This is a genomic window from Chryseobacterium sp. Chry.R1, assembly GCF_039645525.1.
GTDB lineage: Bacteria > Bacteroidota > Bacteroidia > Flavobacteriales > Weeksellaceae > Chryseobacterium > Chryseobacterium proteolyticum.
Genome location: NZ_CP151793.1, coordinates 4,258,986 through 4,283,772, shown reverse-complemented (window position 1 = coordinate 4,283,772; position 24,787 = coordinate 4,258,986). Strand labels below are relative to the sequence as shown.

Annotated in this window: 20 protein-coding genes; 14 read left to right on the top strand and 6 right to left on the bottom strand. The window is 35.2% G+C overall.

From position 1 onward, the window contains the following. The first annotated feature begins 70 nt into the window (after positions 1–70). Complete coding sequence (locus AAEU33_RS19120; protein ID WP_273647394.1) at positions 71–2,443, top strand: choice-of-anchor L domain-containing protein; 2,373 nt, start codon at positions 71–73, stop codon at positions 2,441–2,443. 83 nt (positions 2,444–2,526) lie between these two features. Here AAEU33_RS19120 and rsmA read toward each other — a convergent pair whose 3' ends face one another. Next, positions 2,527–3,297, bottom strand: coding sequence for a 16S rRNA (adenine(1518)-N(6)/adenine(1519)-N(6))-dimethyltransferase RsmA (rsmA, locus tag AAEU33_RS19115; protein ID WP_273647395.1), 771 nt, complete (start codon positions 3,295–3,297; stop codon positions 2,527–2,529). Positions 3,298–3,388: 91 nt separating this feature from the next. On the opposite strand from rsmA, the gene AAEU33_RS19110 reads away from it, so the two are divergent. The 7 genes from AAEU33_RS19110 to rluF all read left to right on the top strand — a co-directional run bounded on the left by AAEU33_RS19110 (position 3,389) and on the right by rluF (position 7,923). Beyond that, positions 3,389–4,288, top strand: a complete 900-nt coding sequence (locus tag AAEU33_RS19110; protein ID WP_345989703.1) for a permease-like cell division protein FtsX — start codon at positions 3,389–3,391, stop codon at positions 4,286–4,288. A 4-nt stretch (positions 4,289–4,292) separates the two neighbouring features. Further along, positions 4,293–4,589, top strand: a complete 297-nt coding sequence (locus AAEU33_RS19105) for a DUF3098 domain-containing protein (RefSeq protein WP_034686639.1) — start codon at positions 4,293–4,295, stop codon at positions 4,587–4,589. 80 nt (positions 4,590–4,669) lie between these two features. Further along, the gene (locus AAEU33_RS19100) at positions 4,670–5,488 is read left to right on the top strand and encodes an undecaprenyl-diphosphate phosphatase (protein ID WP_345989701.1); all 819 of its coding nucleotides are present in this window, start codon (positions 4,670–4,672) and stop codon (positions 5,486–5,488) included. Continuing rightward, positions 5,489–5,893 (top strand): hypothetical protein, encoded by a 405-nt coding sequence (locus AAEU33_RS19095; protein ID WP_345989699.1) that lies wholly within the window; start codon positions 5,489–5,491, stop codon positions 5,891–5,893. Between the two features lie 19 nt (positions 5,894–5,912). Next, complete coding sequence (gene truB / locus AAEU33_RS19090) at positions 5,913–6,611, top strand: tRNA pseudouridine(55) synthase TruB (protein ID WP_345989698.1); 699 nt, start codon at positions 5,913–5,915, stop codon at positions 6,609–6,611. Positions 6,612–6,691: 80 nt separating this feature from the next. After that, positions 6,692–7,201: a hypothetical protein gene (locus AAEU33_RS19085; protein WP_345989696.1), complete on the top strand. Its 510-nt coding sequence runs from the start codon at positions 6,692–6,694 to the stop codon at positions 7,199–7,201. Next, on the top strand, positions 7,201–7,923 hold the full coding sequence (rluF, locus tag AAEU33_RS19080) for a 23S rRNA pseudouridine(2604) synthase RluF (protein WP_172277423.1): 723 nt from the start codon (positions 7,201–7,203) through the stop codon (positions 7,921–7,923). Before AAEU33_RS19085 ends, rluF begins: the two co-directional genes overlap by 1 nt. Positions 7,924–7,946: 23 nt before the next feature. Here rluF and AAEU33_RS19075 read toward each other — a convergent pair whose 3' ends face one another. The 3 genes from AAEU33_RS19075 to AAEU33_RS19065 all read right to left on the bottom strand — a co-directional run bounded on the left by AAEU33_RS19075 (position 7,947) and on the right by AAEU33_RS19065 (position 10,440). Next, the gene (locus AAEU33_RS19075; RefSeq protein WP_345989694.1) at positions 7,947–9,233 is read right to left on the bottom strand and encodes a hypothetical protein; all 1,287 of its coding nucleotides are present in this window, start codon (positions 9,231–9,233) and stop codon (positions 7,947–7,949) included. Between the two features lie 239 nt (positions 9,234–9,472). After that, complete coding sequence (locus tag AAEU33_RS19070; protein ID WP_345989693.1) at positions 9,473–9,886, bottom strand: copper resistance protein NlpE N-terminal domain-containing protein; 414 nt, start codon at positions 9,884–9,886, stop codon at positions 9,473–9,475. Between the two features lie 209 nt (positions 9,887–10,095). Continuing rightward, entirely contained in the window at positions 10,096–10,440 is a 345-nt protein-coding gene (locus tag AAEU33_RS19065; protein WP_172277432.1) for a MerR family transcriptional regulator, read from the bottom strand. Between the two features lie 167 nt (positions 10,441–10,607). Here AAEU33_RS19065 and AAEU33_RS19060 point away from each other — a divergent pair, with 167 nt between their 5' ends. Further along, a complete protein-coding gene (locus AAEU33_RS19060; protein WP_345989691.1) occupies positions 10,608–11,489 on the top strand; it encodes an AraC family transcriptional regulator in 882 nt (293 codons plus the stop codon). 9 nt (positions 11,490–11,498) lie between these two features. On the opposite strand, the gene ccoG is transcribed toward AAEU33_RS19060, so the two are convergent. After that, complete coding sequence (ccoG, locus tag AAEU33_RS19055; RefSeq protein ID WP_345989689.1) at positions 11,499–12,941, bottom strand: cytochrome c oxidase accessory protein CcoG; 1,443 nt, start codon at positions 12,939–12,941, stop codon at positions 11,499–11,501. Positions 12,942–13,184: 243 nt separating this feature from the next. On the opposite strand from ccoG, the gene AAEU33_RS19050 reads away from it, so the two are divergent. After that, positions 13,185–14,078 (top strand): SMP-30/gluconolactonase/LRE family protein, encoded by an 894-nt coding sequence (locus AAEU33_RS19050; protein WP_172277441.1) that lies wholly within the window; start codon positions 13,185–13,187, stop codon positions 14,076–14,078. Between the two features lie 380 nt (positions 14,079–14,458). Continuing rightward, positions 14,459–17,143 (top strand): reprolysin-like metallopeptidase, encoded by a 2,685-nt coding sequence (locus AAEU33_RS19045; RefSeq protein ID WP_345989687.1) that lies wholly within the window; start codon positions 14,459–14,461, stop codon positions 17,141–17,143. A gap of 81 nt (positions 17,144–17,224) precedes the next feature. Here AAEU33_RS19045 and AAEU33_RS19040 read toward each other — a convergent pair whose 3' ends face one another. Beyond that, positions 17,225–18,532: a DEAD/DEAH box helicase gene (locus tag AAEU33_RS19040; RefSeq protein WP_345989686.1), complete on the bottom strand. Its 1,308-nt coding sequence runs from the start codon at positions 18,530–18,532 to the stop codon at positions 17,225–17,227. Positions 18,533–18,838: 306 nt separating this feature from the next. Here AAEU33_RS19040 and rpsA point away from each other — a divergent pair, with 306 nt between their 5' ends. The 3 genes from rpsA (at position 18,839) to AAEU33_RS19025 (ending at position 24,772) form a co-directional block, all read left to right on the top strand. Then, on the top strand, positions 18,839–20,635 hold the full coding sequence (rpsA, locus tag AAEU33_RS19035) for a 30S ribosomal protein S1 (protein ID WP_172277450.1): 1,797 nt from the start codon (positions 18,839–18,841) through the stop codon (positions 20,633–20,635). A gap of 416 nt (positions 20,636–21,051) precedes the next feature. Further along, on the top strand, positions 21,052–23,661 hold the full coding sequence (locus AAEU33_RS19030; protein WP_345989684.1) for a T9SS-dependent M36 family metallopeptidase: 2,610 nt from the start codon (positions 21,052–21,054) through the stop codon (positions 23,659–23,661). A 127-nt stretch (positions 23,662–23,788) separates the two neighbouring features. Beyond that, positions 23,789–24,772 (top strand): DMT family transporter, encoded by a 984-nt coding sequence (locus tag AAEU33_RS19025; RefSeq protein WP_345989682.1) that lies wholly within the window; start codon positions 23,789–23,791, stop codon positions 24,770–24,772. Positions 24,773–24,787: the final 15 nt, after the last annotated feature.

Sequence of the window (24,787 nt, the reverse complement as noted above, 5' to 3'; positions counted from 1 at the left end):
TAACATAATAATGTTAAATATGTATGTGGTATGTTTAAAAATAATTTAAATTTGTTGAAACAAAAATATTATGAAGAGATATCTCCTGTTGTTTTCTTTTTTTTTAGTTTCGCTGAATATTTATCATTCACAAAGTATTAATCCCAGAAAAGTTCCTAAGCCAAGACCTAATTTAGCTGCCAAAGCAGGGGCATTTATCGATGTAAATGCACCGGGATATAATGAGTCAGCTTACAACATTACCCAGCTTGTAAAAGACGTGCTTATTTCATCAGGAACAAACTCATGTGTTACTCCCAATGTGTCAAATGTCCAGGTAAATCCTTCTTTACCGGCAAGTGATGTCAATAGGGCGTGGGGTTACTTTCATAAGGGTACCACAAACTTTCCTTTTAAAGATGGAATTGTACTTGTGACCGGAAAGGCGAACAGGACCGGAAACAGCTATATAGATGTATTGAGTCCTTTAAGTGACCTTGTCGGTACAGGAAGCGACCCGGATCTGGTAGCTGCTACCAATCCGTCAGTGAACCTAAATGATGCTGTTGTATTGGAGTTTGATTTCGTTCCTACTTCTTCGCAGGTGAAATTTAATTATTTATTTGCTTCCGAAGAATATACAACATCCTTTCCATGCAGTTATTCCGATGCATTTGCGCTGTTGCTTAAACCTGTAGCGGGTACAGCACCTTACGTCAATATGGCGGTATTACCCAGTGGTGCAGGACCTGTAAGTGTAACCAATATTCACCCGGATACTCAGTTTGATGGGAGCCCTTTGAGTTGTGGAGCAATTAATCCAACATTCTTCGGAGGATATAATACAACTAATATTGAGACTAATTTTAACGGTAGAACCGTTCCTCTTACGGCTACCGCAACGGTAATTCCAGGACAGGCCTATCATTTCAAAATGGTTCTTGCTGATGCGATCGATACAAGTTATGATTCAGCGGTATTTTTAGAAGGTGGATCTTTTAATATCGGAGTGGAATTATTGGATCCGGATGGAGGTACATTGCCATCAGATATCAATGTTTGTGATAATGTTCCTCAGGTACTGACAGCTTCAGTGAGTGATCCCAATATGGCGTATCAATGGTACTACAACGGTGCTATTGTGCCTGGAGCAACAACCAATACCATTACAGCAGTACAGCCGGGAACCTATACTATTGAAGTTACTTTTCCGGGAAATCCATGTCCGGGGAAAGCATCTATACAGATTCATGGGGGGACAACTCCTAATGCCAATGATGCTACGCTGTTGTTATGCTCTACGCCGGATGTTACAACATTTGATTTGACTACAGCAATGCCTTCAATAAGTACAACACCTAATGCGGTATTCCATTTTTATGAAAATCAGGCAGATGCTTTAGCGCAAAATGATAATTATATTACCACTCCGCTTAATTATAATGGTAATGATGGACAGATTTTATATGTTGTGGTGTCTAATGGAGGGTTCTGTAGCCGGCTGATTAAATTAACTTTATCAAAAGAGGTTACCCCTACCGCACATGTTGTTTCAACAAAACTGAAAATATGTCCGGGAGATTCAGTAGACCTTACGGCTACTGGCGGAGTTACTTACCAATGGAATAATTTCCCTGGAACCGGTAATACACAAACCGTAACTTTATTCAATACTACAACGTTTACAGTATATGCTATCGGAGCAAAAGGATGTAAATCATTGCAGCCTGCTACAATCACAGTAGAAGTAGTTCCGGAAATAACCTCTCCTTTGAAAGATGTTGAAATGTGTATCGGAGACAGAATTACACTGGATGCGGGTGCCGGACCTAATTATACTTATTTATGGAGTACGGGTGAAACGACGCAAACGATTTCTGTAGACCAATTGGGTATTTATTCTGTTACTATAGATAATGGATACTGTACAAAAGTATTCACGGTCAAAGTGATGGGAGCTACGCTGCCTTTTATCACCGGATTAAATTATGGCAATAATACATTAACAATCACAGCGGTAAATCCATCGCTTAATAATATTCCGGGAGTACTTGAGTATTCTATTGATAACGGAATTTCATGGCAGGCCTCTAACGTGTTTACGGGGTTATTGGATAATACAACATATAATCTTCAGGTAAGAATACAGGGAACACATTGTGTGGGAACACTTGACTTCTTTACTTTAAAGATTTCCAATATTATTACTCCTAACGAAGATGGAATCAATGATGTTCTTGACCTGTCGTCTCTAAAGAACTTTAATAACTTTACCGGATCTATTTATGATAGATATGGTGTGGAAATGTTCAGGTTCTCTAAAGAAAATCCGATCTGGGATGGAACCGTAGGAGGAAAGAGATTATCTACCGCTACGTACTGGTATAAATTTAACTTTGAATATCCTAAATCAAAAGCCCAGATGAACTGGTCCGGTTGGATATTACTTAAAAACAGAGAATAAATTATTTATTTATAGATTGTAAATTGAAAAGCCTTTCAGATATCTGAAAGGCTTTTCCTATTTCTTTATTTCTTAGTTTATTATTATGCGTTTTCTTTCCACTGTTTTGTAAAAGAAATAAAATCGTTAACGCTGAGTTCTTCAGCTCTCTTATCTAAAAATTCATGCGTTTTTAATGCTTCAGGAATATTCAGTATTTTAAGAGAGTTGGATAATTTCTTTCTCCTCTGGTTGAATCCTGCCTTTACAATTTGCTTAAACAGGACTTCATTGCCGGCTAAACCTTCTTTGGGATTTCTGGTTAACCTGATAACTCCTGATTTTACCTTTGGTGGCGGGTTGAAAACATTTTCATGAACAGTAAACATATAGGATACATCATAGTACGCCTGAATAAGAACAGATAAAATACCATAGTCTTTTGTTCTCGGAACGGCAGCTGTTCTTTCTGCAACTTCCTTCTGGAACATTCCTACCATTTCAGGAATTAGCTCGTAATGATCTATGATCTTAAAAAGGATCTGCGAAGATATATTATAAGGGAAATTGCCAATAATAGCAAGCTGTTCATTATTGATAAAAGCAAAATCCTGCTTTAAAAAATCTCCTACGAAATTTTTATCTGTAATTTTTGAATAATGATTTTTCAAATATTCGATGGACTCGTTATCAATTTCAGCAAGATAAATATATTGGTCTTTTTCCAATAGATATTTTGTAAGGACTCCCATTCCCGGACCAACCTCCATGATATTATTGTAGTTTTCAAAGCTTAAGCCTTCTACAATTTTTCTCGCTATGTTTTCATCTGTCAGGAAGTGTTGACCAAGATGTTTTTTTGCTTTTACACTCAAAGTTTTTTATGATTTTGTTAACAATGATTTTCTTTTTTTCGTCCCAAATTTCGGAAGATTTTTTCTATTTTAGCCAAAAAATTTAATATTAATGGCGAAATCTGTAGATGAATTTAATAAGAAGAGACTTAGGTCCAGCAATATTACAGTGGTAATTAGTATTGCCTTAGTGTTATTTTTGTTAGGATTAATGGGATTGATTTTAATTAATGCCCAGAAATATTCTGACTATATCAAGGAGCAGTTGGTTGTAAACGCATACTTTGATGAAAACTATGACGCTAAAGATTCTGTTAAAATTGCGAAACTGGAAGAAGAAACTTTTAAAAAAGTACAGACTTTAGCCCCCGTAAAAAGGGCAACCTATATTTCAAGAGAGATGGCTGCTAAGGAAGCAAAAGCCAGTATGGGAATTGATAGTGATGCACTTTTTGAAGAAAATATCTTCCCTTCATCTATCGAAGTTGCCTTAAAACCGGAGTATGTGGATCCGGCAAAAATTGATGCGGCTATTAAAACGCTGAAATCCGTTCCCGGTATTGTAGATGTAAAGAATAACAGTACCCTGATGGTAGATGTTTATAATAACCTGAACAGAATCTTGAAATGGATCTTAGGCTTTTCTATACTATTCCTTATTTTAGCGGTTGTCTTGATTAACAATTCAATCCGTCTGAAAATATTCTCCAAAAGATTTATTATTAAGACCATGCAGCTTGTAGGGGCAAAGAGAAGGTTTATCCTGAAACCATTTATTATTGAGGCTTTGATTTTGGGTTGTATAGGCTCTGTTATCGGACTTCTGGCACTATTTGGAGTATGGTATTATTTCACAAGTCAGATCGGGTCTGCATTTGTTCAGAATAATCAGCAATATTTCTGGCTTGTTATATTGGTATTCGGGGTAGGGATTTTTATTACTGTTTTAAGTACCATTGTTGCTACCTGGAGATTCTTGAGAACAAACGTTGACGATTTATATTACTCTTAAAAAGATGAGCAAAAAAACAAATAAATTTTCTGCAGCTGAGTTTGGTACGGATACCAAAGCTCCACAGGAAAACACTTTTTATTTCGGACAACAAAACTTTAAATGGATGCTGATTGGATTAGCATTCATTGTAGTAGGTTTTCTGCTGATGATGGGTGCCGACGCTAATACTGTCGATGGAAAATATGATCCGAACTCATGGAACGACGGTATCTTCTCTATTCGCAGAATCCGGATAGCTCCATTATTTGTAGTTATCGGTTTCGTCATAGAAGTATATGCGATTTTAAAAAGAAAATAATTTTTTATTTAAGATTAAGAAGTTTGAGAAATTCGGAGTATTCCGGATTTCAGGCTTTTTAATCTTTTAATTTTATACATATGGATTTATTCAAAGCAATTATTATTGCGATTATAGAAGGTCTTACTGAGTATCTTCCAATTTCTTCTACAGCCCACATGGGTTTCACGGCTAGCTTAATGGGATTGCCGGAAGATGAATTTTTAAAAATGTTTCAGGTATCTATTCAGTTTGGTGCTATTTTATCAGTGGTGGTTGCTTATTGGAAAAAGTTCTTTGATTTTAATAATATTAAATTCTATTATAAGCTTGCCTTTGCGGTAATACCGGCTTTGGCTTTGGGATATCTTTTTGATGATAAGATTGAAGCTGTTCTTGGAAATCAGATCGCTATTTCGTCTGTTTTGGTTTTAGGTGGAATCGTTTTATTATTTGCAGATACCTGGTTTAAAAACCCGACAATTGATGATGAAAAGGGAATCACTATCAAGAAAGCCGTGACCATAGGTTTTTGGCAGTGTCTTGCAATGATGCCGGGAACAAGCAGAAGTGCTGCTTCTATTATCGGAGGAATGACACAGGGATTAACGCGAAAGGCGGCTGCGGAATTTTCATTTTTCCTTGCTGTTCCTACGATGCTGGCAGTTACTGTGTATTCAGTTTTTGTAAAAACTTGGGGAAAAGAAACTCCTAATCCTCAGAAAGGATATGAAATGATTTTGTCATCACAAGATCATCTTACTATTTTTATCATTGGAAATATCGTGGCATTTATTGTGGCTTTGATTGCTATTAAAGCTTTTATCGGAGTCCTTAATAAATATGGTTTCAAACCTTGGGGATGGTATCGTATTTTTGTGGGAGTAGCCTTGCTTATTTATTTTTATTTTTTCAAGTAAGTGTTTGGTAAGGAATTTAATGATAAAATTGCTGAGAAAGTATTTACTGATACAAGGTATTTTGTAATCTTTGTGCTGATCGGTGCCGCTATGGTGGGTCTTGTTGCCCAAAAATGTAACCGTGATTCTGACTATAGTCGTATCATGCTGTTACATTTACAAAAGAATTTAGAATATAGAAAGGAAGGACGTGTAGTTGAGAAGAGGCTGGATACTGAAAATAGAAATATGCCCTATATCATCTTTTACGACAAAGAAAAATTTTATATTGATTCTAATTTTTATGAAATAATCAAAGAAGGTGATTCCATTTCAAAAAAAAGAAGTTCTGCCCTTTATTATATATACAGAAATGATAGTACTCTTATCTATGATTACCTGCAAACATCTAAAAATCAGCTTTAAATAATTTAATAGAAACTAAGTGACTAGCGAAGAATTACAATCAGGCCATATATTTTTACTTGATAAACCTTTGGATTGGACCTCTTTCCAGGCCGTTAATAAAATGAAATATAAACTCAAAAGTGAGTTTAAACTTCCTAAAAAATTTAAGATTGGGCATGCCGGAACTTTAGATCCTAGAGCAACAGGTTTACTCATTGTCTGTACCGGGAAATTCACTAAAAAAATTCCTGAAATACAGGATGCCCCTAAAGAATATTGGACTGAAATCAAGATAGGGGTTCAGACGGAATCTTACGATACTGAAAAACCTGAAATTCTTCATCAGGATATTTCAAACGTTTCCGAGGAGCGGGTAAGAGCAGTTTTACAGAAATTTGTTGGAGAAATAGACCAGAAACCTCCGGTTTTTTCTGCTATAAAAATTGATGGGAAAAGAGCTTATAATCTAGCGAGAGCAGGTGAAGAAGTAGAGATGAAGTCGAGAAAAACTACTATTTTTTATCTTAATAATATTCAGATTGATTTTCCTTTTGTGAGTTTTACGGTAGGATGTTCAAAGGGGACCTATATCCGGAGTCTTGCACATGATATTGGGCAGGAGCTTGGTGTTGGTGCATATTTAACGCAACTGAGACGCACGAAGATCGGGGAATATAAGATAGAAGACAGTACAGAAAAGTTTTTAGAAAATGATTTTAAATTTGAAAGTATATGAAAAAAACTCTCCTTTTGTTCATAAGTTTATTTTCGATAACTCTATCATACGCTCAAAATGTTGAGAACAAAAAGCCGAAAATGGATTTTTATGTTAATCCCACTCTCAATTTAGGATATAATCTTGGAAATAGTATTCAGGATGACAGAAATAAGGATTCAGCCTATTATCAACAATACATAGCTCCTTATCTCCCTAATAAAATTACTTTTGGAATGACAGTTATCGGTGGGTATAATTTTCTTCCTAACTTTGCCTTAGGATCAGGGATAAAATATAGTTTTACGGATAAGAATTTTCATTTGCTTTATTGGGTTATCCAGCCTAAATTCATAATTGGTCCTGGAGATGAACCTTTTTTTATTGATATTAATTATGGAAAGCAGATCAACCACTCTGTTGTTTCAAATGCTGAATTCTGGGGAATAAAGTTGGGAAAACAGGTGTCATATTCGAAAAGATTAAGCCAGGAAGGAGGACTTGTTCTTGAAAATCATAACTTTGGAAAATCAAATGCTTTTTTTATCGGTTTGAGTTATGGGATAACATTTTTTAGTAATAAAAACTACACGGGTTACGGAGACGATTAATGGAAAAGACACGGATTAATAAATATTTATCAGAAGTTGGTTTCTGCTCAAGAAGAGCGGCAGATAAATTACTGGAAGAAGGGAGAATAAAAATCAACGGGCAGATTCCTGAATTGGGAACGAAAATTTCCGACGAAGATGTTGTGGAAGTAGACGGTAAACCGATCCGGGAAACAGAAGAAAAACCTGTTTATATTGCTTTTAATAAACCAATTGGTATTGTTTGTACCACAGATACAAAAAGAGAAAAAAACAATATTGTAGATTATATCAATCATCCTAAAAGAATTTTTCCGATTGGTAGGTTGGACAAACCTAGTGAAGGCCTAATACTTCTAACCAGTGACGGGGATATTGTTAACAAAATTTTAAGGGCCAGGAACAATCACGAAAAGGAATATCTTGTAAGAGTCGATAAGCCGATTAATCCGAGATTTTTGGAGAAAATGAGAAATGGAGTTCCCATCCTGGATACCGTGACTAAAAAATGTGAAGTAGAAAAAGTAGATGATATGACGTTCAGAATTGTTCTTACCCAAGGCCTCAACAGGCAGATTCGCAGAATGTGTGAATATTTGGGCTACGAAGTGAAAAAACTTAAAAGGATGCGTATCATGAATATCAAGCTGGATTTACCTGTAGGAAAATGGAGAGATCTTACCGATGAGGAGCTGTCCGCTTTGAACAAGTTGCTTGAAGACTCCAGTAAAACGGTAGATTAAATTGATAAGAAAGTAAGATTCAATCATTTCAGATATAATTTCATCCTTGTCTCATATTCTGGCTTTAATTTCAGAAACCTCCATATTTTTTTGTCTTCGGGATTGCTCACACGGTAATAAATAATCTTATCTGCAGAGTATCTGAAATAAGGATGGTTCTTTAACCATTCTTCCGGCGCGTCCACAAGTGTATATTTTGTGATGCCGGACGAATCAAGCTTACAAATTGAAATTAATTTCTGCACAAGATCTGTATCTATATTGTAAGTTTCCAGGATTTGCTGTTTGGTAACGAATCCGCCCAGTTTTTTTCTGAAACCAATAATTGATCCTGCACTTTTTTCATCAAGTCCGAATTCCAGAAGCTGTTTAAAAGTAATTTGATTTAAATCAGTAGATGCGAAATCTGTTTTTTGCTGAATGATTGGATTCTTTTTTTCATCATTTTGCTGATCTTTGATTTTAATATAGGGTTTTAATTCTTCAAACTTTTCCTGAGAAATGACGAAACATTTCTGAATATCCTGATAGGTATTAAAACGTCCCTTTAAATTTCTATCTCTGTAATTAACTATAGTTAATGCTTGCTTTTCGGAAAAACCAAGAGATTGCCATCCTGCTGTGTTTAAAGTATTAGGATCAAAAAAACGGAGATAAATACGAGGCTTTTGCTCAGTACTCTTAGAAATGTTTTTTAAATTTTCAGGTGTTTTTTCCGGTAAAAGCAGATGTGGTGCTAATAATTGATAGTTTTCATCATTGATTATAAAGCAGGCTTTTAATTTTTCTTTACTTACAAAACTACCTCCCAGATAAGCTTTGTATTTCAAAATCGCTTGGGCCTGTCTCGGGCTGAATCCCATATTCTCCCATTCTTTTTCAGAAAGGTGATCCGGATTGAATGTTCCGGAGACGGTGATTGTTTTTTTATCAGGCACTCCCGATCTATCATTTTTTATACCCTTATGGTCATTTGGGAGCATAATGTATGGACTGATCTCTGAAAATTTCTCCTTGGAAATAGCGTAGCATTTTTGTAATTGTTCTTTAGAAGTAAATTCTCCACCAACAATTTTCTTATAGTTTAGTATCGTTAATACCTGTTTTGAAGAAAATCCAAGGCTTTGCCACTGTTTTTCGTTAAGGTCATTAGGATTAAATTCGGTTAAATACAATGAAGCGTTTTCCTCCGACACAAACTTTATTTCGGGGAAATTTTCTTTTTCTTTACTGGTATACTCCTGGAAGATGAATAATATGAGCAGCAGTATACCTAAAAATGCAATCTTTTGATAGTAGCTTCTTTTCATCAAGCTAAACTTATTGATAAACCTCAACTTTTAAAAGAATAATGTTCAGAATTTGATATAATGATATATAAAGGGTTGTTTTTTGATGGTAACCCTTTTTAAAATGAAGCTGATCTTTTGATTAATTGAATTTTTTCAAGCCTACTCATCGGAATAATCGAGATAATATGATATATGATGGCATAAAAAATCCCCAAAATGTTTTTGGGGATATATCTAACTAATAACAGATTATTGTATTACTGACGAACAAGATTATATTCTGTTCCTGCTGTTTCTTTTGTCCATGCACTTCCGCTATGCATTTGAATTGTTTTATCATTGACAATTGAGAAGGTTGTTACACGGTCTGCAATATTTGAATACTTTAAAATTACCTTATTGGTGTCTTTGTAATACTTCCAAGTCCCTGTACTTGACATAGGAGCTGTACTACCAGGAAAAGTTTCAGACAAAGCGAAAGTATTATCATCTTTGAAAGTGATTTCAAAATTCTGTTTTGAGTTTCCTGAAGGGATATTTCCTTTATAAACTCCTGGTACAAAAGTAGAAGTTTTAGTTACCGAAGTATTTTCCTTTTGATTTTTCATTGTACTGCAAGAAGTAAATCCGATGAATGATGCGCAAGCTGCTGCGAGAAATAAATTTTTCATAATATGTTTTTTAAATTTGGTTTCTTACTAACTAAAATAATGCCAAAAAATAAAATAAATAAGTGAAAAAGTCATTGAGCTTTCATTGCTGATCTTATTTTGCCAAGGTGTGAAAAGGGGCAGAAAATTGATCATCACAGGATTAGCAGATGTTTATGTAAAATCTGATATTTGGAAAAAAATGTTAGGGTATTTTTTATCCGTTTCTGTTATTCAGAGTCTTTTTCTACTAAAGATTCTTTTAATTTCAGTAATTCAGCTTTTACGAATTCCAGACGGTCGATAATAGTAATGGTTTCGGATATTTTACTGTTTGTTGCCAAAGCGATCTTTGCTCCATCCAGCGTGTAACCTTTTTCTTTCACCAGATGGTAAATGATCTGCAGGTTTTTAATATCCTCAGGGGTGAAGTACCGGTTACCTTTCTTGTTTTTTTTAGGTTTGATAATAGGGAATTCCTGCTCCCAATAACGTATTAATGAAGTGTTTACATCAAATGCTTTAGCAACTTCTCCTATTGAATAATACAGCTTATCGGGTAAATTTATCTTCATTTTATGAATCCTAATCTTCAAAGATAATTTTTTTTGAATTTTTTTACAAATTTACCATCCAAAATATATTCTTAAAACTCTTTTCTTTTCTTGAAATACTATAATCTTCCAGTGCTATTTAAGATTAAATGGAAGTCTTTTTTTAATTTTGAAGTAAATTAATAGATTTGAATTCTATATCTGTACTTCATATTGATCTTTTTCAGTCCGGGAAAAATACTTCGGATTTTTATTTCAATACAATGAAAGATCATCTGGTCAGTAGCCATAAACATATTGAGAAGCCCCATCGGCATGATTTTTACGTAACGGTGCTTTTTACAAAAGGTACAGGAATTCATGAAGTCGATTTTCACAGGTATGATGTCTCAGAGGGAAGCATGTTTTTTCTATCACCCGGTCAGGTCCACAGCTGGGAACTTTCGGAAGACACGGACGGGTATATTTTTTTCTTATCTCAGGAATTTTATGATATGCATTATATCAATCAGCATCTGAGAAACTTCCCTTTTTTTAGTTCGGTTAATTTTTTAAGAAAGCTTCAGCTTGAAAAAAAATACCTGAACCCAATGGTTGGTTTGTTTGAAGAGATTCAGAATGAGTATTATTCTCATAACCTTATGAAGGAGGGGCTGATACTTTCAGTGATTACAAAAATGTATATCACCTCATCAAGGTTGTTTTCTAAAGAATACAATACTTTTAATTCCCCGGTTAGTATTTCATATTTAAAGCACTATCAGGATTTTGAGACTTTACTCGAAGAACATTTTACAAAAGAAAAATCGATTTCATTTTATGCTTCTTTGCTGGATATTTCTCCTAAACACCTGAACAGGATTACGCAGACTATGGTTCAGAAAACGGCTACTGAAGTTATTACTGAAAGGGTAGTGCTGGAAGCAAAACGGATGCTGATGTATTTAAGCGAAAGTCTTGTTGAGATTGCCTTCAGATTAGGATATGAAGAATATTCTTATTTTGTGAGGGTATTCCGGAAAACTTCCGGAATAACCCCGACTCAGTTTATTCAAAAGTATAAATCATAAACTTTTTGGCTACAACAAAAGTTTGAAAGGTCCCTCAAAAGTTGTTTCAAAAGTATCCACAATTTTGCCTTTTTCATCAAGTACAGCAATCACAATGTTCTGTTTGGAAAATCGGATGTCTTTTTCAGGAAATGTAATATTAATGTTACCTTTTAAAATCTGATCTCCCTTTAATACAATTTTATCTGAACCAAAAAAAGTGATCTCGCCATTTTTAGGACTTATTACTTTTATTGTTAAAACCTTTTTCTCATTGGTTTTGTTTAAAAAAGTATAAATAAATGTATTCGTTATTTTTCCATTTTTTGTAAAGAAAGTGGATCCGGCAGGTTTAATAAATTTGGCCTCCATAGATCCACGGTCATACATTAGAAAACCAAGAAAACCGATTAATAATGCCAGAAAAACCGTAGTGACTTTCATTCTGGAGGTAAAAATAAACCTGGATTGGTTTTCAATTTCAGCTTCAGTTGCGTAGCGAACCAATCCTTTTGGAAGACCTATTTTTTCCATTACTTCATCACAGGCATCAATACACGCCGTGCAATTAATACATTCAAGCTGTTGGCCGTTTCTGATGTCTATTCCTGTAGGGCAAACCACGACACATTGCTGGCAATCGATACAATCTCCTTTTCCTTCTGATTTTCGGTCTTCACCGTTTTTCCATTTGGAACGGTTTTCACCTCTTTTAAAATCATAATATACATTGATGGTTTGTTTATCAATAAGAACTCCCTGTAAGCGTCCGTAGGGGCATACCAATGTACATACCTGCTCACGGAGCCATGCGAAAGTAAAATAAAAAACAGCTGTAAAAGAAAGCATAACAATGAATTTCAAAGAATGTTCTGCAGGGCCTTCACTCATGATTTTAAAAACCTCTCTGTATCCTACAATATACATGAACATGAAATGACTGATAATTAATGAAACCAAAAGGAATACCGACCATTTCAGACTCCTCTTTCTTATTTTTTCACTATTCCATTCCTGTCGGTCCAGCTTCATTTGCTTATTACGGTCACCTTCGATCCAATATTCTATTTTTCTGAAAACCATCTCCATAAAAAGAGTTTGCGGACAAAGCCAGCCACAGAATATTCGTCCGAAAACTACTGTAAAAAGCATAACAAATATGACAGAAGTAACAGCGCCCAGAGCCAGAATAAAAAAATCCTGGAGATAAAAAGGTTGCCCCACAATGAAAAATTTTCTGTCGATAACATTAATCAGAAGAAAAGGGTTATGATTAATAGTTACGAAAGGCAGAATAAAAAACAAAGCAAGCAGGATGTAGCTGGTGTAATTTCTGTAATTGGTATATTTCCCCTTGGGTTTGCGGGGGAACACCCATTTTCTTTTTCCTGTATCATCCATTGTTCCCACAGAATTTCTGAAAGCTTCATTCTCTATTGCTATAACCTTTTCGGGTTTGGTGTCTGTATTCATTCTTTTATTTTAAATAACCAACTGAATAATCCCTCATTTTGTTGTTTTTTTTATTAAAAAACATCTATTGAGTTTCTTACCGCAAAGCTCTTAATTAAGGGAATACATTACTAATAGTATACACGTATTGGATAGGACAAATAGGACATTTATCAATTTTTTATTATTGTATCAAAATGAGAAAATAATTCTTGAATTTTATTTTTTCATGTTGTACATTGTGAGCCTAAAATGAAATAAGAAATGAAGAATCTTTTTAAAATGACTTGGGTTGGTTTGGTTTTAGTATTACTAAATTGTCAATCAGTAAATTATACCCGTATGTTTTATCATGATGTAATGCCAGAGAAGATTTCAGACCGGTTCGGTTTTACTGAGGGGCCCTCCTCAGATAAAGAAGGGAATGTTTATTTTACAGATCAGCCCAATGATAAAATTTATTATTGGGATTGGAAAACAAATGAAATCCGGGAATTTTTAAGCAAAACAGGACGCGCCAATGGAACCCATTTTGATCAAGACGATAATCTGATTACCTGTTCTGATGATCAGGGCGAGATCTGGAAGATCTCTAAAGATAAAAAGATTCAGATTTTATTAAAAGGTTTCGAAGGAAAAAGGCTTAATGGTCCGAATGATGTATGGGGAGATTCTTCAGGTGGAATGTACTTTACTGATCCTTTGTATAAGAGAGATTACTGGATTGATTTTAAACAGGAAATTCCTCATAAAAGTCTTTACTACAGAAATAAAGAAGGTAAAGTAAAAAAAATCGATACTTTTACCCAGCCCAATGGCATTGCCGGAAGTGAGAAATACAGAAAACTCTATGTTTCTGATATTGATGCAGGAAAAACTTATGTATACGACATATTGGATGCAGGAGAACTTTCTGAGAAGAGACTGTTCTGTGAAATGGGGTCTGACGGAATGACATTAGATAAGCACGGGAATGTTTATTTAACAGGTAATGGGGTTACGGTGTTTAATCGCGATGGTAAGAAAATCTATCATATTCCAATAGAAGAGGAATGGACCTCTAACGTAACATTCGGAGGAAAGCATAATGATATTCTTTTTATTACTGCTTCAAAGTCAGTATATACTTTACCAACAAGGGTAAAAGGGACAAGATAATCGATTCCATTTATTGTTGTTAAATCTTTTATCAGTGATTTAGTTACTTGAAAATTACATGTAATATTCAGGTAATCAGTGAGGTGGGCTTTGATTTCATTGATGTTATTTCATGTGTATTTGAATTTATTTCTTTTTAAATCTTATTTTATATAAAATTTTTAATCTATTTACTTCTATCGTAAAATAATTTAAGTTAATTGTGAAAATGTTAATAATGAGTGTTATTTATTATTAATATTATGGTTTTTGTGTTTAATTTTTTGCTTTTTTTGTAAAGTGTTTTAGGCTCTGGAAAATATCGTTTATTTTATTTAAGATGTTTGCGTGAGTTAGAACATATACCAACCTTAACACAAACAGTTTAAATTATTATAGATATGAAATTCTACTTATTGATCGCATTGGCGATGGTTCCTTTTATGGGGTCATCACAATGGAAGAGAACAGAACTACGTTCACAAAGCGTAAAAAAAGTACAGGAAAAACTGGAATTTTCAGGCTTGTATACATTAGATATAAACGCTTTAAAACAAACCCTTAAAAATACATCTTCTAAAACTTCTGAGGGAAAAGGTGTTGTTATTTCAATTCCTGATATCAATGGGAAAACAGAAAGGTTTCAGGTATGGGAATATTCCAATATGGCTCCTGAATTACAGGAGAAATATCCAGACATAAAATCTTATATGGGAAGGGGAATAGAAGACCCGTCTGCTTATTTAAGATTTAGTCTTTCACCGGTAGGTTTTTCATCCATGATTACAAGATCCGGTAATTCTGAATTTATTGAACCTTATTCACAGGACGGAACAGTATATGCTGTATTCGATTCAAAAGCAAGAAAGAACCAGGAGGCAGAACCTTTCATTTGTGGTACTGCTGAAAATCTGGCAACGAAGTCCCTATCTAGTAAAAATGGTGCACAAAACAAAAAAGCCGCAGGTTTCAATACTTTCAGGCTGGCTATGTCATGTACCGGGGAATATGCCCAGTATCATTTAACAGCAGCCGGAACACCGGCAAATGCTACGGAAGCGCAGAAAAAAGCGGTAGTACTGGCAGCTATGAATACGACATTAACCCGTCTTAATCAGTTATTTGAAAAAGATCTGTCATTACATTTTAATTTAATTGCCAATAATGATGTGCTTATTTTTTTAGAACCTACTGCAGATCCTTATACCAACGGAGGACCTGGTGAAGCTCAAACCCAGATTTCAGCGCGTATTGCAGCTCAGGACTACGATATGGGTCATTTGCTGGATAAAAAGAATGGTAACGGCCAGGCAGGAGATATCGGAGTAATCTGTGATGATAATGCTAAAGCAGGTGGATGGACAGCTCATAATTTTCCTGAAGGAGATAAATTCGATATAGACTATGTTGCTCATGAAATGGGTCATCAGATGGGGGCGAACCATACATTTACGCTTTATAATGCAAGCTATACGGATGCTTCTTTAGTAGAGCCGGGAAGTGGATCTACGATTATGGCTTATACAGGTATTATGGGTGGTAATAGTGATGTGCAGTTTAACTCATTTGATTATTTTCATGCTTTTAATCTTAAAGAGATCAAAGATGTGATCAATGGCGTGGCATGCGGTGTTAATGTGCCGTTTGCTAACCCTGCACCAGCAGTAAATGCCGGAGCTGATTATACAATTCCTAAATCTACACCTTTCGCATTGAAAGCAACCACAACAGATGCCAATAGTGCTGGTTATACTTATACGTGGGAGCAGATGGATTCCGGTTCGGCACAAACAGGAACGGTGAACTCTCTTACCTATGCTGCCAAACCTTCCGGTCCTACTTTCCGGTCCTTACCTCCGGTAAGTACACCTGTAAGGTACTTCCCTGATTTTAATAAAGTATTGGCCGGAGTATATGCGACCCGTTGGGAGTCTTTATCCAGTGTGGCAAGGACACTTAATTTTACAGTTACGGCAAGAAATAATCATCCTACTGCTCCGCAAACGAGCAAAGATGAAACGGTAATAACGGTTGATGCTGCATCGGGGCCTTTCAAAATTACAGCTCCGACATTTGGACAGTCGTTAAGTTCCGGAAATTCAGCAACTATAACCTGGGATGTTGCCAATACCACTCAGGCTCCGATTAATACAGCAAATGTTACGATTAAATTATCTACCGACGGAGGGCAAACATTTACCGTGCTGGCAGCAAATACACCTAATGACGGTAGCGAACAGATTACAATTCCTGCCGGATCAACTTCGGCAAACGCATACATTCTGATTGAAGCTATAGGAAATGTTTATTATGCGGTAAGTCCAAGTTTTGTTATTGATTATAATGTAACCGGAGAAACATGTGCAACGTATACTTATAATGGACCAGCTGTTGGCATTACAGATGGACCTGGAGGGAACAAGATTTCTTCACCTAAAGTTATTGTTCCTTTAATGGTAAATAATACCGGAGTTATTACTAAAATTAAAGTAACTCCAACTATAGCACACCCTTATGTAAGTGATTTGGCTGTTGGTATAGAAAGTCCGCAAGGATCTTCTGCTCTCATATGGAACAGAAAATGTGGAAATGCGGCATATTCAGGTATTACAGCTTCGTTCACAGATACAGGTAATGCAGTAGCTTGTGCTTCTCCGATTCAGGGAGAAACGAAATCTGATGAATCATTAGCAATCTTTAAAGGGCATAAGGCTCAGGGAGAATGGAAGTTGTTCGCATCGGACAATTATGCAGGTGATGTGGGAACAATTAATTCTTGGTCGCTTGAAGTTTGTACCCGCGAAACACAAAATTTAGGGACAAAGGATGCTTCCGCTGTATCAGGAAATGATATCAAAATTTACCCTAATCCGAGTAATGGGAATTTCTTTGTTAAATCCAGGAATTTATCAGGAGAAATAAAAGTTACTCTATTTGATTCAAGTGGCAGGCTGATCTCTTCGGATTCCTATCAAGGTAATGGAGATTTTACAAAAGAATTTAACATGAACATTCCAAAAGGAGTTTATATTATTAATATTAATTCTTCCAAAGGAATGTATAGTCAAAAACTGATCATCAAATAAGTTTTTTAATATTATTGTAAAAGGAAAGCGGCTATTAATAAATAATGGCCGCTTTCTTTTTTATCTTAAAATTGATGTCGTTTAATACGCTATCTCCATTTTGACTTTTTTTCCTTTAAGCTTTTCATTGGATAATTTCTTTAACAATGAATTTACTTTCTTCCTGGAAACAGCAACATATGATGTTGTGTCTTTCACTTCAATCAGCCCGATATCCTCCTTTTGTAATTCTCCTTTTTTAATGAGATAACCCACAATATCTACTTTATTAACTTTGTCTTTCTTACCTGCACTGATATAAATTGTTTGAAAAGGTGTCTTTTCAGGAGCTTTATCGTATCCTGAAACACTTTCTTCAGGCGTATTATTTTTGATAAAAGGAAAATTTTCTTCCTCTGTCATGATAAGGTAAACAAAACCTTTAGCATTCATCCTCGCGGTACGTCCGTTTCTGTGAATGAAAGCATCTTCTTTGGGAGGTAGTTGATAATGAACAATAGACTCTACTTCAGGTATATCAAGTCCCCGGGCGGCAAGGTCGGTTGTGATTAGGATTCTTGCAGAGTCATTTCTGAATTTCAGTAAAGCCCGTTCTCTTTCGTCCTGTTCCATACCCCCGTGGAATGTTTCCCTGTCAATTCCCATTTGATGAAGAAGTTCGGAAATACGGTCTACTGCGTCACGGTGATTACAGAAAATCAGCGTTCTTTTATTTCCGATTTTACAAACAAGATTGAAAAGTGTATCCAGCTTTTCTTCCGGAATTGTCATTACTTTTCTCAGTTGTAAATCAGGTTTAATATCGTTTTCTTTAAGGAAACTGATTACTTTTTCATCTTTCAGCCCGGTAAATGAAGGGATTTCATCCATGGCAGTTGCAGAAGTTAAAATTCTTTGGGATAACCCTTTTAAAGAATTAGAAATAAATTCCATATCATCATGAAAGCCTAGCTCTAATGCTTTATCAAACTCATCAAGAACCAATGTCTTAATTGTCTTAGGATCAAAATTATTGTTTCTTACGTGGTAAACAACTCTTCCCGGTGTTCCAATCAATACGGCAGGAGCTTCAATTAAATTATTAACCTCAATCTTTTTATCATGGCCACCATAGCAAACGGAAACCTTAAAATCCGTTCCCATTGACTTGAACACCTGTTCAATTTGTAGAGCCAATTCTCTGGCCGGAACTAATATCAATGCCTGGACTCCCTGAACGTCTTTTTTCAGATTTCTTAGAACCGGAAATAAAAAAGCAAGCGTCTTCCCTGATCCGGTAGGAGAGAGCAATACAATATCCGTATTGTTTTCAGAAGCTTTATAAGTAGATTTCTGCATCTGATTCATATCCTGAATTTGCAGTTTTTGATAAATTGATTGTAGTTCCATTGGGCAAAGATAGTGAAAATAGGTGGCTAGGAATTTAGAGTCATAAGCTGTAAGTTGTTGTAAAGATTGTTGGCGAAGATGTATTTTAATCTTTTAATGATTTTAATTTTGACAATCAGGCATTTAGGTGTGACGTTTCTGCGGATTAAAATATTGTTTATATTAAATAATATTCGTATATTTGCACCCACTTTTTGTGGTCAAGGTTTGAAGAGGTAAATTATTAAAAATTAATTACTTCCGTATTTTTTAAATCCACATTTATTCAAACCGTTAAAAAAGAAGGAATACAAATTTTATTAGAAAATGTCAAAAGAGACAAATTCAGCAGAGGTTTTATTAAACCAAAACGTAGCACCAGAACAATTTGATTGGGATTCATTCGAATCAGGTCTTGATGCAGATGCGAGAAAAGAAAAAAGTGATTTAGAAGAAATCTACAACGGATCTTTAAACAGCTTAAACGATAACGACGTTTTAGTTGGTAGAGTTGTAAGATTAACTGATAAAGAAGCTATCGTAGACATCAACTTCAAATCAGAAGGTGTTATTTCTCTTAACGAATTCCGTTACAACCAAGGATTACAAGTAGGTGATGAGGTAGAAGTAATGGTTGACAGAAGAGAAGACAAAACTGGACAATTACAATTATCTCACAGAAAAGCAAGAACGCTTAAAGCTTGGGATAGAGTAAACGAACTTCACGAAACTGGAGAAATCGTTAACGGTTTTGTGAAATCTAGAACTAAAGGAGGTATGATCGTTGACGTACACGGAATCGAAGCATTCTTACCAGGTTCTCAAATTGATGTTAAGCCAATTAAAGATTACGATCAGTTCGTAGGTAAAACTATGGAGTTCAAAGTTGTGAAAATCAACCCTGAATTCAAAAACGTAGTAGTATCTCACAAAGCATTGATCGAAGCAGATATCGAAGGTCAGAAAAAAGAAATCATCGCTCAGCTTGAAAAAGGACAAGTTCTTGAAGGAACTGTTAAGAACATTACTTCTTACGGTGTATTCATTGACTTAGGAGGTGTAGATGGATTGATCCACATTACAGACCTTTCTTGGTCTAGAGTGAACCACCCATCTGAAATCTTAGAAGATGGACAAACTGTAAAAGTTGTTATCCTTGATTTCGATGATGAGAAAACAAGAATCCAGTTAGGTATGAAGCAATTAGAAGCTCATCCTTGGGATGCTCTTTCTGCTGACCTGAAAGTTGGAGATAAAGTAAAAGGAAAAGTAGTCGTTCTTGCTGACTATGGTGCATTCGTAGAAATCGCTCCAGGTGTAGAAGGATTGATCCACGTTTCTGAAATGTCTTGGTCTACTCACTTGAGATCTGCTGGTGATTTTGTAAAAGTAGGTGATGAAGTTGAAGCTGAAGTACTTACTTTAGATAGAGAGGACAGAAAAATCTCTCTAGGTATGAAACAATTATCTAAAGATCCTTGGGAAAATATCGAAGCTAAATATCCTGTTGGATCTCAGCATGTAGGAACTGTAAGAAACTTCACAAACTTTGGTGTATTCGTAGAGTTGGAAGAAGGTATCGACGGTCTAATCTACATTTCTGATCTTTCTTGGACTAAGAAAATCAAGCATCCATCTGAATTCTGCGCTGTAGGAGACAAATTAGATGTTATCGTATTGGAATTAGATATCCAGGCAAGAAGATTATCTTTAGGTCACAAGCAATTGACTGAAAACCCTTGGGATAAATTCGAAACTAAATATGCTGAAGGAACTATCCATGCTGGTAAAGCTGTAGAAGTACACGATAAAGGTGCTTCTGTACAATTCGAAGATGCTGAGGTTGAAGCGTTCTGCCCTTCAAGATTATTAGAGAAAGAAGATGGATCTAAAATCAAAAAAGGTGAAGATGCTGAGTTCAAAGTAATCGAATTCAACAAGGAGTTCAAGAGAGTAGTAGTATCTCACACAGGTATCTTCAGAGATGAGGAAAAGAAAAATGTAAAAGAATCTAACAACAGATCTAATACTTCTTCTTCATCTTCTTCAAACGAAGAAAGATCTACATTGGGAGATATTGATGCATTAGCAGAATTAAAAAGAAAAATGGAAGAAGGTAAATAATCCTTAATCATTTATGAATATGAAGCCACTCGTAAGAGTGGCTTTTTTTATTTCTAATTATCGTATTTTTAATAAAAATAGCTGTCTGTTTTATAGAGTTTAAGTATAAAAAATTAATTATGTAAATGTTTAAATAAGTATTGATGTGGAAAAAAATACTTATAATTTTATTTTCATGTAATAAAATCAATTAAAATGATTTTTGATTAGTAAATATTTGTAAATTAGCGGCTTTGTTAATATATATGAAAAATATAACCCGATCCATTTTTTTTACTGTATCCGCAGTATTTGATCTTTGTTCGTTTTCTTAATATTAATATATAAGGAAAGGTTAAGTAAAATTATGTTTCACAAAGTAAGATCAGGAAATATAAAGTCTAATAAATTTCAATATTAAAAATTGTTCAGTATAAATGAAAAGAATAAAACTACCTCTTATGGTTGCTGCTTTCGCAGTTATTCCATCTTTACAATTATTTTCACAGGAAAATACTCAGATTATCAAAGACTATATTTCTCAGAATAAGATCAGAGAATATAAAAAGTCCGATCTCACTAATTTTGTTATTGATAATACGGATGCATCAAAGTCATTAAATGGTGATGTTATAAAATTTCAACAGACTTATAATGGAATTCCTATATACAGTTCCGGAGGAACTGCGTTAATTAAAGATCGTAAGATCGTTTATTACACGGATAATTTTGTGAAAAATTATACAGAATCTACTCCCGTTTCTGCACAAATCACTAAAACAGCAGCTCTTCAGAAAATAGCAAATGAACTTGGAAACACTGAGATTGCTGATTTTTCAATTCTTGGATTTTTTGAAAAAAGCTTAAATAATACAAAATCAGCTAAACAAAGGTTGGTGTATGCAAATACGTCTACTGGAGATCTGCGTTTAGCCTATGAGTTTATTATGATGGAGCCAAAATCTTCCAATTACTGGAATATTCTGGTAGATGCCAATGATGGAAAAATCATAGAAAAGAATAATTTAACATTATCTTGTAATTTTAAACCGGATTCTTATTCTTCAGAGGGATTAGCAATAGAGAATAATAATACTTTTGTCGGTCCTGAGAATGGCTATCAGCAAAATTTGGTTTTGGTGGCTGATCCAGCAAGTTACAATGTATTTCCAACGCCATTGGAAGCGCCCACATTCGGATCAAGATCTGTAGTTTCTAATCCATGGATGTTGACTTCCTCACCAGAAGGATGGCATTCGGATGGCACAACCCATTACACCAATACAAGGGGAAATAATGTATATGCGTATGAAGATACAGCTAATGCAAATCTTCCTGGATTTTCACCTGATGGTGGAGCTTCAAGAAATTTTAATTTTCCTTTTAGTATCAATGGAACTCCTGCGGCGAATCAAAGTGCAGCAATTACCAATCTATTTTATATTAATAATAGAGTGCATGATGTATTCTATAAATTTGGATTTACAGAATCTGCGAGAAATTTCCAGCAAAATAATTTTGGACTTGGCGGATTAGACGATGATTCAGTTTATGCAGAAGCGCAAGATGGCGGAGGTACTAATAACGCGAACTTTTCCAGTCCTCCGGATAATTACAATGGGAGAATGCAGATGTATTTATGGTCGACTAGAAATAGACTTTTCTTCTATAATACACCTAGTACAGCGGTAGCCCGCCAACCCGCTGCTGGTGTTGCTGAATTCGGGAATGCACTAAACCCTACTGGAGTTACTGGAAATGTACAATTATCATCCGTATTAGATGGATGTACTGCATTACCAGCAGGTTCACTTACAGGGAAGATTGGTTTGGTTGAGCGTGGAACCTGTGCTTTCGTGATCAAAACAAAGAATTTACAGAATGCAGGAGCTACTGCTGCCATTATCTATAATAATGCTGCGAATGGATCAACTATAGGAAATATGTCAGGAACTGATGCAACAGTTACTATTCCATCTGTATTAATTAGTAATGCAGAGGGAGAATATATTAAAACCCAGCTTTCAGCGGCCACAACAGTAAATGTTACTTTGAAGAATGATCCTGCAACCAGTGTTACTCCGGATGGTAGTTTTGATAATGGAATTGTAACACACGAATATGGTCATGGAATTTCTAACAGATTAACGGGAACCGGATATGGATGTCTGAATGCTTCATCTGATAAAGAACAAATGGGTGAAGGTTGGTCGGATTTCTTTGCCTTAATGCTTACCAATAAAATAGGAGATAATGCTTCTGTTCCTAGAGGAATGGCAACATATGCTGCAGGACAGCTTCCGGATGGAGGAGGAATTCGCCCTGCAAAATATTCTCCTGACTTCACGATCAACGATTATACCTATGGAGATACCAATGGAATGGAATATACGAATCAAAGTGGAAATATAGTTCCTGATGTGCATTCAATCGGATTTGTATGGGCTACGATGTTATGGGATCTGCATTGGCAGTATGTAGCAAAATATGGTTATTCTGCCGATGTTACTGCTAATACAACCAATGGTAGTTCAAGAATATTACAACTTGTTACCGATGCATTAAAACTTCAGGTTTGTAATCCAACATTTATTGATGGAAGAAATGCGATATTAGCTGCAGAACAGGCAACTACCGGAGGAGTAGATAAATGTATGATATGGAGAACTTTTGCAAAAAGAGGTTTAGGAGTGAATGCAAGTGCAGGAGTTAAAACAAATATCAATGATCAGATTCAGGATTTCACAATTCCTGATGAATGTCCGTTATTGGCTACTGATGAAGTGAAATCTGTAAAAAATACCTCAATTTCTATCTATCCTAATCCTGCTAAAAATGAATTTTTCATCAATTTCCCAAGCAATACAATGGGTAAAGTAAGTGTGGAAATTTATGATATGTCTGGAAAGCTTGTTTCTTCTGAAGATAAAATTTCTCCGGATGCTAAAAAAGCTATTTCTACAGATCGCTTGATCAACGGAACTTATATGGTAAAAGTAAAAGGCCTTGGCTTTGAAGCTGCGTCTAAAGTAATCGTTAAAAAATAAGCTGTTTTTTTTATTCAGTTTCAATCACCCCAGGGAAAACCTGGGGTGATTTTATTTATCTATAAGCTTTTTACCTCCTGGTGAATTAAATTATTATATTGTACCTTTGCAGGCTGTTAAAAAGATTATGAAGAAGAAAAATTTATTGAAAGGCGTATTGCTAGTGGGTATTGGTGCAAGTGTTTATGGAATGTTGGCTACATTTGTTAAAATGTCTTATCATGATGGATATACCACATCCGAAGTAACCACTGCTCAGTTTGTATTAGGATTAGTAGGACTTCTGATCCTGAATTTTATCCAGACTTTAACATCAAAAACAAAATTATCATCACCAAGCCGAAAAGAAGTTAGGATGCTGATGCTGGCAGGTACTTCACTGGGGTGTACAAGTTTATTTTACTATATCGCAGTTCAATATATCAATGTTTCAATAGCGATTGTTTTGTTAATGCAGTCTGTATGGTTTAGTGTGGTTGTAGAAAGTTTCTTAACCAGAAAATTTCCCAACGTGAGGAAAGTGGTCGCTACAATTATTGTACTAATAGGAACTGTATTGGCTACGAATCTTATTAATGTGGATATAGAATTAGACTGGCATGGTGTTTTTTGGGGATTAATGGCAGCAGCTTCCTATACTCTGACGATGTTCACCTCTAATACACTGGCTACACATTTACCCGTCCTACGTAAAAGTATGGTAATGCTTTCAGGAGGATCTATTGTTATTCTGGCATTCCTTTTCTTTGCTCAGATCGGGCCCCTCTATTTTGATGGTCTTAAATCAATTTATTTAAATTTTACCGACAATACCCAACATATTCATTCTTTTGATTATTCTATATTCTGGACCTATGGCTTTGTTCTTGCTGTTTTTGGAACTATCATTCCCCCCATTTTGTTTAATTTGGGATTTCCAAATACAGGATTGGGCTTGGGAAGCATTATTTCATCACTGGAACTTCCGGTTTCTGTGACAATGGCTTTTGTTTTGTTGGGTGAAAAAGTAATTTTAGTTCAATGGGCAGGCATTGCATTAATCCTTTTTGCTATTGTACTTATGAATTTGCCGGTAAAAAAAGAATTGCAAGTTGCTGAACAACTGTCCTGAAAAGATAATTAAGCT